The sequence below is a fragment of the Spirillospora sp. NPDC048823 genome (assembly GCF_043198445.1).
GTDB lineage: Bacteria > Actinomycetota > Actinomycetes > Streptosporangiales > Streptosporangiaceae > Spirillospora.
Map to the genome: position 1 here is coordinate 597,660 of NZ_JBICUT010000001.1, position 12,841 is coordinate 610,500.

Here is a 12,841-nt window from a genome sequence, read left to right on the forward strand (position 1 = left end):
ATACGAGAGGCCCGCGGCGGGGCGATCCCGGCCGCGGGCCCTCCCGTCGTTCCGGCGCCGCCGTGTCAGACCTTGGCGAGGACCTCGGAGGCCAGCAGCTCCAGGTGATCCAGGTCGTGCATATCGAGGACCTGCAGGTAGACGCACTCGGCGCCCAGCCCGCCGAACCGGCCGATCCTGTCGACCAGCTCCCCGGGCGTTCCGGCCAGGCCGTTCTGGCGCAGCTCCTGCACGTCGCGTCCGATGGCGTCGGCGCGGCGCTTCAGCTCCGCCTCGTCACGGCCGCAGCAGACGACCTGCGCGGCCGAGCAGACCGGCGGCGTCGCCCGGCCAGCGTCCGCGCACGCCGCGCGGACCCGCTCGAACGCCTCGCCCGTGTCCTGCACCGGCTTGAACGGGACGTTGTACTCGTCGGCGTACCGGGCGGCCAGCCGCGGAGTCCGCTTCGGCCCGGACCCGCCGACGATGATCGGCGGGCCGCCCGCCTGGGCGGGCTTGGGCAGCGCGGGCGACTCGGCGAGGGTGTAGTGCTCGCCGCTGAACGAGAACGTCTCCCCGGCGGGCGTCCCCCACAGCCCCGTGATGATCTGGACCTGCTCCTCCAGCCGCGCGAACCGCTCCCCCAGGCTCGGGAACGGGATGCCGTACGCGGTGTGCTCCTGCTCGAACCAGCCCGTCCCGATGCCGAAGTCGACCCGCCCGCCGCTCATCCGGTCGACCTGCGCGACCGAGATCGCCAGCGGCCCCGGGTGGCGGAACGTCGCGGCCGTCACCAGCGTGCCGAGCCTGATCCGGCTGGTCTCGCGGGCCAGCGCGCCCAGGGTGATCCAGGAGTCGGTCGGGCCCGGGTCCCCCGGCACGTCGCCCATCTTGACGAAGTGGTCCGAGCGGAAGAACGCGTCGAACCCGAGGTCCTCCGTCGCCTTGGCGACCGCCAGCTGTGTCTCGTAGCTCGCCCCCTGCTGGGGCTCAGTGAAGATCCGAAGTCGCATGATCCCATCCTGCTACCCGCGCGGGCCTCCTCGGGCCACGGGTCAGCGGCTCTCGAGGATCCTGGTGCGGGCGACGGCGTCGTTGTTCGACTCGTCGACGTCGGTGGTAGGCGAGGTCGCCTTCCAGGACGACTCCAGCACCGTGCCCGCCCGGACCTTCTCGCTCGGCACGGCCTGGATGTGCAGCGTCCGCGACTGCGCGGGCCCCAGCGAACCCACCGCGCACGCGTGGACGCGGCCGCGCGGGACGCACGCCGCGTCCTGCCCGACGACCTTGAGCGGCCCCCGGAACTCGACGATCACGTTGTCGGCTCCGGACGGGCCGAGGTTGGCGACCCTGACCACGTACGGGATCTTCGCGCCGGCCCGGGCCGTCGCCGGGGCCGCCTCGGTGAGGGCGAGGTCGGCGGCCTTGGCGACGCGCACCGCCGGGAACCTGCGGGCGGCGTCCGCCTTGCCCCACGTCGCCTTCCCGCGGACGGTGATCTCCTGCCCGCCCTCGGCCCGCCCGGACACCTTGGCCCTGACCACGCCCTTGACGCTCCGCCCCTTCCTGACGGTGCCGAGGCGGCAGACGACCTCGCGTTCCTTGGACGTGCAGTTCTTCTCACCGGACACGAACTCCAGCGACTCCGGCAGCGTCGTCCGGAACACCGCCTTGCCGGACTTCGCCGGGCCCTTGGCCGTCACCTTGAACGTCCACTCGTAGGTGCGTCCCGGCATCACGTCCTTCTTCGGGGCGGCCGTGCGGAGCACCACGCCCTCGTCGGCGTGCGCACCGGCCCCCAGCGGGACGGCTCCCAGCAGCGGCGCGGCCGTCAGCAAGGCGAGACCGCGCTCCTTCCCTGTCCAGATCACAATGAGCCCCCCGTGGCCCGCGGTTTCGTTCGGACACGTCCGTTCTAGCGAGCCCAGGTCCGCCGGCCTAGCGCCACGTCGGTGTGTCGTCACAGACAGTGACTCCTGGCCTGGGCGATCGTCTTGGAGCGTCTTCCGCCGAATCTCCTGCGCCGTCCCGGGGACACGTGTTGAATCGGCGATGACCGACCCCCCGACATGGAGCTCACCGGTGGCCGTTTTCGGTGTCGACTACTCATGGGGCCGCCCCGGCGTGGCAGCGCTGAAACGCGCCGGGGTGAAGTTCGTGTGCCGCTACCTGTCGCACGACACGACCGGCAAGAACCTGACCCGCGCGGAGGCCGGCGACCTCTCCGGCGCCGGAATCTGGCTGGTGGTCGTCTGGCAGACGACCAAGTCCAGGCCGCTGGCCGGACGGTCCGCCGGAGTGGCCGACGCCAGGGACGCGGCCCGCCAGGCCGAAACCTGCGGGATGCCCGGCGACCGCCCGATCTACTTCGCCGCCGACTGGGACGCCTCCCCCGGCCAGCAGGACGAGATCAACGCCTACCTCGACGGCGCGGCGAGCGTCATCGGCCGCGGGCGGGTCGGCCTCTACGCCGGCCACGGGCCGATGAAACGCGCGTTCGACGCCGGGAAGATCACCTATGGCTGGCAGACCTACGCCTGGTCGGGCGGCCGATGGGACGCCCGCGCCCAGCTCCAGCAGTACTCCAACGAGCACACGATCGGCGGCGCCGCCGTCGACTACGACCGTGCCGTCGCAAGCGACTACGGGCAGTGGCGCGTCGGCGTCTCGCCCGAAGGAGACGACATGCCCGACTACGTGTCCGTCGGAACCGGCACCGAGCAGCGGCTCGCCCCCGGAACATGGACGAACGTCACCTGGGAGGACGAGTACTCCGACAAGGAGAAGCAGCATCGCGACCAGGGCGGCCCCGACGTCCTGAACGGCTCCGCCCGCTACAGCATCTCCGTGGGGGCGACGGTCACCGGCGTCCCCGCCGGCACCCTCATCCAGGCCCGCGTGATCGAGGTCGAGACCGAGGACGCCGGCAAGTACCAGGGCGGTCCCGTCCAGGACTTCGTGTCCGCCGGCGACAGCACCAACCTGGTGTACGGGCTCGCCGCCGACAGCGTCACGGCGGGCCACCGGGTGCGGTTCCAGCTGATCCAGCACGGCACCGCCGACGCCGCGCTCACGGGCGGCACCGCCAAGATCCTCTTCTGGAGACGGTGACGCCGCCTCAGACCCGCCACGCCGCCCGGTACGCCGGGTGGTCGGCGTACGGCATCGCCAGAAGCCGCAACGTCGTGCACCCGCCTTCCCGGACGCGCTCGCCGCACGCCTGGCAGACGCCCGTCCCGTTCATCCGCGAATGCATGCCGAGCAGCCGCCGCTTGACCTCCACCTCCGCCACCACCCGCCCCGGCGAGTGGCGGGCCATGTGCAGCGCGACGCCCTCCTTCACGAACGACACGTCCAGCACGAGATGCGGCCCGAAACCCGGGCGGCTCTGCCACGGATACTCGTTGACGCTCCGCAGCGAGACCGGCCGCTGCAGATGGTCCATCGGCCGCCGCCCCAGCCGCAGCCGCTCCCCGGTGCGCGGATCGACCCACTGCCATCGTTCGTCCCCCGACATGTCCGCGCCGCCGTTCGGACGGGAACGGTAGTCGGCCGCCCACCGCGCGGTGTCCTCGTCCTCGAAGAGCCGGGCCCGCAGGAACTCCACCAGATCACTCACAGCCACCCCAGTACCGCCGTGCTCACACACACCGGCACCGATCCTGCCTCAGAAATCGTCGTTGATGTACGGGGCCAGCGGTACGGTCAGCGCGGCGTCCAGCCGTGCGGCGGCGCCCGGCGTGTGCTCGGTCACCGCGCCGACGCGGACCAGCGTGGTCAGGCGGTTGCCGCCCAGGTAGACGGCAGCCAGGTCGGCGGCCGTCAGGGTCAGGTCCGGCGGCTCGGACGTCCGGTCGCAGGCGGGGGCGGCGCCGGTGGTCAGGCGCCGGCGGCCGTCGTTCGCCGGGATCCGGTCGTCGACGACCTCCAGGACGAACGTGTCCTCGGTGGCCCAGGACCGGGAGCGCAGGGCGGCCGGGACGTCGACCAGCCGGAGCCAGAGGGCACCGTGGTCGTTCCTGATGACGACCTGGTCGGGGTCCGCGGCCATGGACGGGAGCAGGTCGTCCACGGGACGGCTCGGCGCCTGGACGCGGGACGTCAGGTCGATCGACGCGAGATACCGCCAGAGCGCCGCCTCCGCCTCCGGAGTGTCGGCGACGAGGTCGGCGACCCTGATCGTCCCGTCCTCGTGGGCGCGGTACACGGCGTAGCCGCCGGGATGGACGACGACGCGCGGGCCGGAGTAGCCGGGCGCATCGGGGTCCAGGGGCCGCAGGACGGACCGCGTCCACCATTCGGGGTCGCGGACCAGTCCGCCCGGACGCCGGGCGAGCGCGCGGGTGTACAGCGGGTCGAGTACGTCGGCGGCGGACGCGGCGTCGACGAGCCGGAGCGGTGCCGGGTCGGGCGCGGTGCGCAGGCCGAGCGGCCGGGACGTGTCGACCTCCAGGCTGATCGCGCGGGTCGCGAGGCCGAAGCCGTACCGGCCGTAGATGGCGCCCTGGGACGCCCAGAGCGCGGCGACCGGACGGCCGGCGGCGACGGCGCCGGCGTGCATCCGCTCGATCATGGACGTGAGGATGCCGCGCCGCCGGTGCGTGGGCAGGACGCCGGCGAACGTGACCGCGGAGCAGTCGAGGAACGCGCCGGGGACCGCGAGCCGCAGCGGCATGGACGCGAGCTGCCCGGCCAGGACGTCGCCGTCGTAGGCGCCGATGCGCTCGGCGCGGCGCGGCCGCCAGCCGTCCCGCTCGTCGTCGGTGTCGACGTGGAACACCATGCCCGCGAGGTCGACCATCCGCTCGACGTCGGCCTCGGGGATCTCCCGGATCTCGATCACGCCTCCACGGTATGCCGCGGCGCAACCGGATTATCCGGACGGGCACCGAGGACCCATGCGTGCGGGCCGGGCCGCGCGGCTACCCCCTGACCAGCACCGCCAGGCATTCGACGTGCTGGGTCATCGGGAAGGCGTCGAAGGCGCGGAGGGTCTCCAGCGTCCAGCCGCGCTCACCGAAGTAGGACAGGTCGCGGGCCAGGGTGGCGGGGTCGCAGGACACGTAGGCGATCTTGCGGCCGGCGAGCCTGGTGATCTGCTCGACGACGTCGCGGCCGGCGCCGGTCCGGGGCGGGTCGAGGACGACGACGTCGGCGCGCCGGACCCGCTCCCCGCCCTGGTGGCCGCCGCGTCCGCGCTTGTTCTGCGCGCCGGACCCGCCGGACGCGCGTCCGAACTCCAGGTCGGCGACGACCTCCTCGACGGGACCGCGCTCGATGGAGACGTTCGGCAGGTCGCGCAGGTTGAAGCGGGCGTCGCGGACGGCCTGCCCGTCGGACTCGACGCCGACGACGAGCCCGTCCCGCCCGATGCGGTCGGCGAGGACGCCGGCGAACAGGCCGACGCCGCAGTACAGGTCGAGGGCGATGTCGCCCGGCTTGGGTTCGAGGGCGTCGGCGACGGCGTCGGCGAGGAGCTGCGCGGCGCCGGGGTGGACCTGCCAGAAGCCGCTGCCGCTGATCTGGTACAGCCGCCCCGAGACCTCTTCGCGGACGTAGGGCAGCCCGGCGCCCGGCTCGGGCTTGCCGCGGACGAGCCGGACCGGCACGTCCAGCCGCGGCACGCGGATCTTGCGGCGGTCACGGCCGCGCAGCACGACCAGGCGGTCGCCCGTGGTCGCGGAGACGATGCCCTCGACGCCGGACGCGCCCGGCCAGCGTTTGCGTTCGATGCCCATCAGCTCCACGCCGGGGTGGGCGATCAGGCATTCGTCGATGGGTTCGATGTCGTGGGAGCGGTGCCGGCGCAGGCCGACGGCGCCGGACGAGACGGAGAACTGCACGCGGGTGCGCCAGCCGAGCCCGGCGGGCGGCGGCACCTCGCCGTCGACCGGGTACGGGACCTCCTCGACGGTCACCGTGCGGGTGATCCCGGCGAGGCGCTGGAGCTGCTCCTCGACGACGGCGGCCTTGAGGGCGCGCTGCGCGGGCAGCGAGGCGTGCTGCCAGTCGCAGCCGCCGCAGCGTCCGGGACCGGCGAACGGGCACGGCGGCTCGACACGGTCCGGGGACGCCTCGATGATCTCCACGGCGTCGGCGCGGAGGAAGTTCTTGGTGCGGTCGGTGATGCGGGCCCGCACGCGTTCGCCGGGCAGGGCGTGCCGGACGAAGACCACGCGGCCCTCGTGCCGGGCGACGCAGAAACCGCCGTTGGCGACGTTGCCGACCTCGAGTTCGAGGACGTCGGGCTCCAGATCAGTCACGGTCCGAAACACTACCGGCACCGGGACGTCCTCCGGTCCGCGGCGGGCGCCGGGACGCGCCGGGGCCGGGCGGCTCGACCCGTCCCTTGAGCCGGTCGGACGACTGCAGCTGCCACGCGACGCTCGTCACCATGACGCCCGGCTGGAACAGCAGCCGGCCCTTCAGCCGCAGGGCGCTCTGGTTGTGCAGGAGCTGCTCCCACCAGTGGCCGACGACGTACTCGGGGATGAACACGGTCACGACGTCGCGGGGGCTCTTGCGCCGGACGCTCTTGACGTAGGCGAGGACCGGGCGGGTGATCTCCCGGTACGGCGAGTCGAGGATCTTCAGCGGGACGGGGATGTCGAGCGCGTCCCATTCCCGCTGGAGGCGCTGCGACTCCGCGGCGTCGACCGCCACCGTCACCGCCTCCAGCGTGGAGGGGCGGGTGGCGCGGGCGTAGGCGAGCGCCCGCAGCGTCGGCTTGTGGATCTTGGAGACGAGCACGATGCCGTGGTTGCGGGCGGGCAGCGCGACGTCCTCGCCGGAGGGCACCAGCTCCTCGGCGACCCGGTCGTAGTGCCGCCTGATCCCCTTCATCAGCAGGAACAGGAGGGGCATCGCGATGCAGACGATGTACGCGCCGAGCGCGAACTTGGTGGTCAGCACGACGACCAGCACGATGCCGGTGAGGGTGGCGCCGAACGCGTTGATGGCGCGGGAGGTCTTCATCCGGCGGCGCTGCACCAGGTCCCGCTCGGCGGCCAGCAGCCGGTTCCAGTGCCGGACCATGCCGACCTGGCTGACGGTGAAGGAGACGAACACGCCGACGGTGTAGAGCGGGATCAGCCGGCTGACGGACGCGTCGTAGGCGTAGATCAGCACTCCGGCCATGGTGGCGAGGATGACGATGCCGTTGCTGTAGGCGAGCCGGTCTCCGCGGGTGTGCAGCTGCCGCGGCAGGAAGCGGTTCTGCGCGAGCACCGAGCCCAGCACCGGGAACCCGTTGAAGGCGGTGTTGGCGGCCAGGAACAGGATCAGCGCGGTCATCGCGGTGACGAGCGCGAAGCCGACCTCGAAGTTGCTGAACACGGTGTGGGCGACCTGTGCGATCACCGGGTCGGCGTGTTCGACCGCGCGTCCGGTCTCGGGGTCGACCAGGTGGGCGCCCTGGTCGGATTCGGCGACCTTGACGTCCGTGACGTAGGCGAACGCGGTCACGCCGCCGAACATCGTCACCGCGACGAGCCCGAGCATCAGCAGCGTCGTCGCGGCGTTCTCCCCCTTGGGCTTGCGGAACGCGGGCACGCCGTTGCTGATCGCCTCGACCCCGGTGAGCGCGGCGCAGCCGGACGAGAACGCCCGCAGCAGCAGGAACACCAGCGCGAACCCGGCGAGGTCGGTCTCGTCGCCGCGGATCTCGTAGCCCGCGGTCTCGGCCTCCAGGTCGTCGCCCGCGACCAGGCGGACCAGGCCCCACGCCAGCATGCTGAAGATCGCGAACATGAACAGGTAGGTGGGGATCGCGAAGGCGACCCCGGCCTCCTTGAGGCCCCGCAGGTTGCCGACCGTGAGCAGCACGACGATGCCGATCGCGACGGCGACCTCGTGCGGCCGCATGAACGTCAGCAGGGCGCCGAGGTTCTCCACGCCGGACGACACCGACACCGCGACCGTGAGGACGTAGTCGACCAGCAGCGCGCTCGCGACGACGATGCCCCAGTTGCCGCCGAGGTTGGTGGTGGCGACCTCGAAGTCGCCGCCGCCGCTCTGGTAGGCCCGGACGTTCTGCCGGTACGAGGCGACGACCGTCAGCAGGATCACCACGACCGCCGCGGCGACCCACGGCGTGTAGCCGTACATCACCAGGCCGCCCGCGGCGAGGGCGAGGAGGATCTCCTGCGGGGCGTAGGCCACCGACGACAGGGCGTCGCTGGCGAAGACCGGCAGCGCGATGCGCTTCTTCAGAAGTTGCTCGTGCTGCTGGGAGCTGCTGAGCGCACGGCCGACGAGGAGCCGCTTCGCAAGGTCCGAAACCTTTGGCACGGGAGGAGACTCTAGCTCTTGGCCACGACGGCGCGGTTCCGCCCGCGCCCCCCGGAGGGAAGGCTGGTGGGTAGTACTCGCCTGGGCGGATGTGTAGGTTTGCAGCCCGGCAGGATCATTCACTGGAAACGATCCTCGGGTGCGGCACGGCGTCGGCGGCGCAGCGACGAGGCCGTGCACGGCGCAGGGGGTACAGGGGGAAGGTCCCCCTGGACGGAAGAAGGAACGGCCGTGCATATCGTGATCATGGGGTGCGGGCGGGTCGGGTCGACCCTCGCCCACATCCTTGAGGACAAGGGCCATTCGGTGTCCATCATCGACCAGAACCCGGAGGCGTTCCGCCGGCTGCGCAGCGGGTTCCGGGGCCGCCGCATCACCGGATTCGGATTCGACCGCGACGTGATAGCCGAGGCGGGCATCGAGCGCGCGTCGGCGTTCGTGGCCGTCAGCAGCGGCGACAACTCCAACATCATCTCCGCCCGGGTGGCGCGCGAGACGTTCGGCGTCGACAACGTGGTGGCGCGCATCTACGACCCCCGCCGCGCGGAGGTCTACCAGCGCCTCGGCATACCGACGGTCGCGACCGTCCGGTGGACCGCCGACCAGATCCTGCGCCGGCTGGTGCCCGAGGGCGCCGAGCCGCTGTGGCGCGACCCGACCGGCGCGGTCGTCCTCGCCGAACTGGACTCCGGGCACCTGTGGGTGGGTGAGAAGGTCGGCACGCTTGAGGAGCACGCGAACACCCGCGTGGCGTTCCTGTCGCGCATGGGTGAGGCCCTCGTCCCCGAGCGGGACTCGATGATCCAGGACGGCGACATCGTGCACATCATGGCGGGCGCCGATGACCTGGAGCGCGTCAACGCCGCCGTCGCGGCACGGGACGGGGAGGACGCCTGATGCGGGTCGCGATCGCCGGGGCGGGCGCGGTGGGCCGCTCCATCGCCCAGGAGCTGCTGGAGAACGGCCACGAGGTGCTCTTGATCGACAAGAGCCCCAAGGCCATCAAGGTCGAGATGGTGCCGCGGGCGGAGTGGCTGCTGGCCGACGCGTGCGAGATCTCCGCGCTGGACGACGCGGCGCTGGAGCGCTGCCAGGTCGTGGTCGCCTCGTCCGGGGACGACAAGGTCAACCTGGTGGTGTCGCTGCTGGCCAAGACCGAGTACGGGGTGCCGCGCGTGGTGGCCCGGATCAACCATCCGAACAACGAGTGGCTGTTCAACGAGTCGTGGGGCGTGGACGTGGCGGTGTCCACCCCGAGGCTGCTGTCCGCGCTGGTGGAGGAGGCGGTCAGCGTCGGCGACCTGGTCCGGCTGATGACGTTCCGGCAGGGCGAGGCCAACCTGGTCGAGCTGACGCTGCCGGACGACGCGCCGCTCGGCGGGCAGCGGGTCGGGTCGGTGGACTGGCCGCGCGACACGGCGCTGGTGGCGATCCTGCGCGAGGGGCGGGTGCTGGTCCCGACGCCCGACGACACGCTGGAGCCGGGCGACGAGCTGATGTTCGTCGCCAGCCAGGACGTGGAGGACGAACTCGCCGAACTCCTCGGCGGCCGGTGACGCCCGCTCGATCACGGGAACCCGCCCGGCCGGACGGTCAGGCGGGTTTTCCGCGTTCGATGGGGGTCCGGCCGCGGGCGAGGAGCCACACCATGGCCGACAGCGCCGCCACCTGCAGCGGCCAGCCCATCGCGATCTTGGCGGCGCCGAGCAGGCCGCTCTGGTCGCCGTCGGCGATGTAGATCGGGTACTGCACCACGACCCGCGCGACGCAGGGCAGCAGGAGCAGCCAGGTGAGCCGGGAGCACAGCTTCACGATCCCGGGGTCGCGGCGCCACGCCGTCGGGTCGCCGGTGACCGAGCCGATGATGAAGCCGACGACGGGCCAGCGGGTCACGATCGACAGGACCATCACGGCGGCGTACCCGGCGTTCAGCATGATGCCGGGCAGGAACGCGTCCTCGGCCTTGCCGGAGCGCAGCGCGAAGAACGCGGCGATCGCGATGCCGACGAGGCTGTTCAGGACGAACTGCGGGCTGGAGCGCTGCACCAGGCGGACGCCGAGCAGCACCACCGCGGCGCCGAGGGCGGCGATGACGGCGAGCTTGACGTCATCGATCAGGACATAGGTCCCGGTGAAGGCGATCACGGGGACGGCGGCCTCGACCATGCCGCGGACGCCGCCGAGCGCCTTGCTCAGCTGCGCGCGCACGGCCGCCTCGACGGTGTCGTGCGCGTTCGCGTTCCGTTCCGTGCCGGGGGCCGGGGGCGCCTCGGCCTCGCCGGCGGTCTCCGCGGGCTCCTCGTCCCCGCGGCCGCCGGACGGCGTGGTCTCCGCTTCCACGCCGCGTCCTCCGCTCGTTCCCAGTTCGCTCACGTCGCACTCCCGGCCGCTCGCGGCGGCCTCACGAACCGCCGCGCAGCTCGTATCGCGGATTGAAGATGACCTTGCGTCCGTCCTGCACGCTCACCAGCCCCTCGGCGCGCAGCCTGCGGCCGGGGTCGATGCCGGCGATCCGGCGGCGGCCGAGCCAGACGAGGCTCACCACGTCGGTGCCGTCGTAGAGTTCGGCCTCCAGGGCGGGAGCGCCGCCCCGCGGCCGGAGCGTCACCGTACGTAGCGTACCCGCCACCCGGTGCCGCTCGCGTTCGGCGCAGTCGGTGATCGGGGTCGCGCCCTCGCCGCCGGCGCTCTTCTGCAGATCCTCGGCCTCAAGCTCGGCGTTGCTCGACGTCATGCGCCGCAGGAGGCGCCGCATGCCGCCCTTGCCGCCCTTGCCCCGTTGCGGCCCAGCACCCGGCGATGCGCCGGGCGAACCCTCGTCCATGACTCGAAGCGTATGACATCCACGGATGAATCGGGCCTCTCACCTTCCCGGACCGCGGCTCCGACTGGAATGAAGTGTTCCGTTCTGCTACTATCGGAACGAAGCATTCCGCTCCGAAAAGAAGGAAGAGCCGTGACCGCCACGCTCGACACCCCGGGCTCCACCCCCGGGCCCCACCCGCAGACCCACCCGGAGAACGGAACCACCGCGCCGGTCTCGGTGGGGGGACGACCCCCCACACCCCCCGGAACCACGCCGGTCTCGGTGGGGGGACGACCCCCCACACCCCCCGGAACCACGCCGGTCCCCCGCCGCTGGCTCGGACTGTCCGCGATCCTGGCCGCCACCCTGCTGAACCTCCTCGACTCGACCGTCGTGAACGTGGCCGCCCCCGCGATCCGCGCCGACCTCGGCGGCTCCTACGCCGCGCTGCAGTGGATGGCCGCCGGATACACCCTCGCCCTCGCCGTCGCGCTGCTCACCGGCGGGCGGCTCGGCGACATGTTCGGCCGCCGGCCCGTCCTGCTCGCCGGCGCCGCCGGGTTCCTGGTCACCTCGGCCGCCTGCGCGTTCGCATGGTCGCCGGAGACCCTCATCGCCGCCCGGGTCGCGCAGGGGCTGTGCGCCGCGGTGATGATCCCGCAGAGCTTCGGGCTGATCCGGGACCTGTTCGGCGCAGCCGACATGGGCAAGGCGTTCGCCCTGTTCGGCCCGGTGATCGGGCTGGCCACCATCCTCGGCCCGGTCGTCGCCGGACTGCTGATCGACGCCGACCTGTTCGGCACCGGCTGGCGCGCGATCTTCCTGCTCAACGTGCCGATCGGCGCGTACGCGCTGATCGTGGGCGCCCGGGTGCTGCCCGCCCCGGCCACCACCGACCGCCGCGGCGGCCTGGACGTCACCGGCATGCTCTTGGGCGGCCTCGGCATGAGCATGCTCGTCTACCCGCTCGTCCAGGGCCGCGAACTCGGCTGGCCCACCTGGACCCTGGCGCTGCTCGCCGGCTCGCTGCCCGTCCTCGCCGCGTTCGTCCTGCACCAGCTGCGCCGCGCCCGCGCCGGTCGGACGCCGCTGGTCCGGCTGACCGTGTTCACCAACCGCTCCTACAGCTCCGGGGTGCTGTTCGTCATCGTCTTCTTCGGGACGATCACCGGCTTCTCCCTCGCCGTCGGCCTGTTCCTGCAGCTCGGCCTCGGCTACACCCCGCTCGCCGCGAGCCTGGCCATGGCGTCCTGGGCGGTCGGCGCGTTCGCCGGGTCGGCGTTCAGCGGCATGACGATGAACACCCTCGGCCGGCACATCCTGCACATCGGCCTGTCGATGATGGCCGCCGGCATGGTCGCGCTGTACACGGTGTTCGAGACGGCGGGGACGGGCCTCGGCGGCTGGCACCTGGCCGCGCCGCTGCTGCTGTTCGGCGCCGGCATGGGCATGATCTTCGTCCCGCTGTTCGACATCATCGTCGCGGGCATCGCCGACCACGAGGTCGGATCGGGCTCGGCGGCACTGGAGTCGGTCCAGCAGCTCGGCGCGACGCTCGGCATCGCGATCCTCGGCACGGTCTTCTTCGGGGCGGCCGGCGACCCGGTGGCCGGGCACGCCATGGACCCGTCCGCCGCGCTCGGCGCCGCGAAGCAGGTCGCGGCGCTCACCCTCGCCCTCACCGTGGCCGCCGTCCCGGTGGCCTTCCTCCTCCCCCGCCGCGCCCGCGGCTGACCCGGTCCGCGCCGAGCCCTCCGCAGGTACGTC

General features: G+C 72.6%; 12 protein-coding genes. 4 read left to right on the forward strand and 8 right to left on the reverse strand.

What is annotated here, in order from left to right; translation table 11 throughout:
* Positions 1-65: 65 nt before the first annotated feature.
* Together ACGFK0_RS02595 and ACGFK0_RS02600 are read right to left on the reverse strand one after the other, a co-directional pair.
* On the reverse strand, positions 66-992 hold the full coding sequence (locus ACGFK0_RS02595) for an LLM class F420-dependent oxidoreductase (RefSeq protein ID WP_392898995.1): 927 nt from the start codon (positions 990-992) through the stop codon (positions 66-68).
* A gap of 42 nt (positions 993-1,034) precedes the next feature.
* Positions 1,035-1,850, reverse strand: coding sequence for a hypothetical protein (locus ACGFK0_RS02600; RefSeq protein WP_392898998.1), 816 nt, complete (start codon positions 1,848-1,850; stop codon positions 1,035-1,037).
* A 211-nt stretch (positions 1,851-2,061) separates the two neighbouring features.
* Between ACGFK0_RS02600 and ACGFK0_RS02605 the strand changes: the two genes are divergently transcribed.
* Positions 2,062-3,090: a glycoside hydrolase domain-containing protein gene (locus ACGFK0_RS02605; protein WP_392899001.1), complete on the forward strand. Its 1,029-nt coding sequence runs from the start codon at positions 2,062-2,064 to the stop codon at positions 3,088-3,090.
* 7 nt (positions 3,091-3,097) lie between these two features.
* Here ACGFK0_RS02605 and ACGFK0_RS02610 read toward each other — a convergent pair whose 3' ends face one another.
* The 4 genes from ACGFK0_RS02610 to ACGFK0_RS02625 all read right to left on the reverse strand — a co-directional run bounded on the left by ACGFK0_RS02610 (position 3,098) and on the right by ACGFK0_RS02625 (position 8,268).
* Positions 3,098-3,598, reverse strand: a complete 501-nt coding sequence (locus ACGFK0_RS02610; protein ID WP_392899003.1) for a DUF6221 family protein — start codon at positions 3,596-3,598, stop codon at positions 3,098-3,100.
* 48 nt (positions 3,599-3,646) lie between these two features.
* Positions 3,647-4,822: a GNAT family N-acetyltransferase gene (locus ACGFK0_RS02615; protein WP_392899006.1), complete on the reverse strand. Its 1,176-nt coding sequence runs from the start codon at positions 4,820-4,822 to the stop codon at positions 3,647-3,649.
* 79 nt (positions 4,823-4,901) lie between these two features.
* A complete protein-coding gene (locus tag ACGFK0_RS02620) occupies positions 4,902-6,242 on the reverse strand; it encodes a class I SAM-dependent RNA methyltransferase (RefSeq protein ID WP_392899009.1) in 1,341 nt (446 codons plus the stop codon).
* Positions 6,235-8,268: an APC family permease gene (locus tag ACGFK0_RS02625; protein WP_392899012.1), complete on the reverse strand. Its 2,034-nt coding sequence runs from the start codon at positions 8,266-8,268 to the stop codon at positions 6,235-6,237. Before ACGFK0_RS02625 ends, ACGFK0_RS02620 begins: the two co-directional genes overlap by 8 nt.
* Before the next feature lie 231 nt (positions 8,269-8,499).
* On the opposite strand from ACGFK0_RS02625, the gene ACGFK0_RS02630 reads away from it, so the two are divergent.
* Positions 8,500-9,165: a potassium channel family protein gene (locus ACGFK0_RS02630; protein ID WP_392899014.1), complete on the forward strand. Its 666-nt coding sequence runs from the start codon at positions 8,500-8,502 to the stop codon at positions 9,163-9,165.
* Positions 9,165-9,824, forward strand: a complete 660-nt coding sequence (locus ACGFK0_RS02635) for a potassium channel family protein (RefSeq protein WP_392899017.1) — start codon at positions 9,165-9,167, stop codon at positions 9,822-9,824. The genes ACGFK0_RS02630 and ACGFK0_RS02635 overlap by 1 nt, the downstream gene beginning before the upstream one ends.
* 37 nt (positions 9,825-9,861) lie before the next feature.
* Here ACGFK0_RS02635 and ACGFK0_RS02640 read toward each other — a convergent pair whose 3' ends face one another.
* Both ACGFK0_RS02640 and ACGFK0_RS02645 read right to left on the reverse strand, forming a co-directional pair.
* Complete coding sequence (locus tag ACGFK0_RS02640; protein ID WP_392899019.1) at positions 9,862-10,641, reverse strand: DUF3159 domain-containing protein; 780 nt, start codon at positions 10,639-10,641, stop codon at positions 9,862-9,864.
* 28 nt (positions 10,642-10,669) lie between these two features.
* Entirely contained in the window at positions 10,670-11,023 is a 354-nt protein-coding gene (locus ACGFK0_RS02645) for an OB-fold nucleic acid binding domain-containing protein (protein WP_392899593.1), read from the reverse strand.
* A 201-nt stretch (positions 11,024-11,224) separates the two neighbouring features.
* On the opposite strand from ACGFK0_RS02645, the gene ACGFK0_RS02650 reads away from it, so the two are divergent.
* Positions 11,225-12,808: an MFS transporter gene (locus ACGFK0_RS02650; RefSeq protein ID WP_392899021.1), complete on the forward strand. Its 1,584-nt coding sequence runs from the start codon at positions 11,225-11,227 to the stop codon at positions 12,806-12,808.
* Positions 12,809-12,841: the final 33 nt, after the last annotated feature.

What these genes read in the sequence shown, in the direction of transcription:
- ACGFK0_RS02635 (WP_392899017.1), top strand. Translation starts at nt 9,165, where the DNA reads ATGCGGGTCGCGATCGCCGGGGCGGGCGCGGTGGGCCGCTCCATCGCC.
- ACGFK0_RS02595 (WP_392898995.1), bottom strand. Translation starts at nt 992, where the DNA reads ATGCGACTTCGGATCTTCACTGAGCCCCAGCAGGGGGCGAGCTACGAG.
- ACGFK0_RS02645 (WP_392899593.1), bottom strand. Translation starts at nt 11,023, where the DNA reads ATGCGGCGCCTCCTGCGGCGCATGACGTCGAGCAACGCCGAGCTTGAG.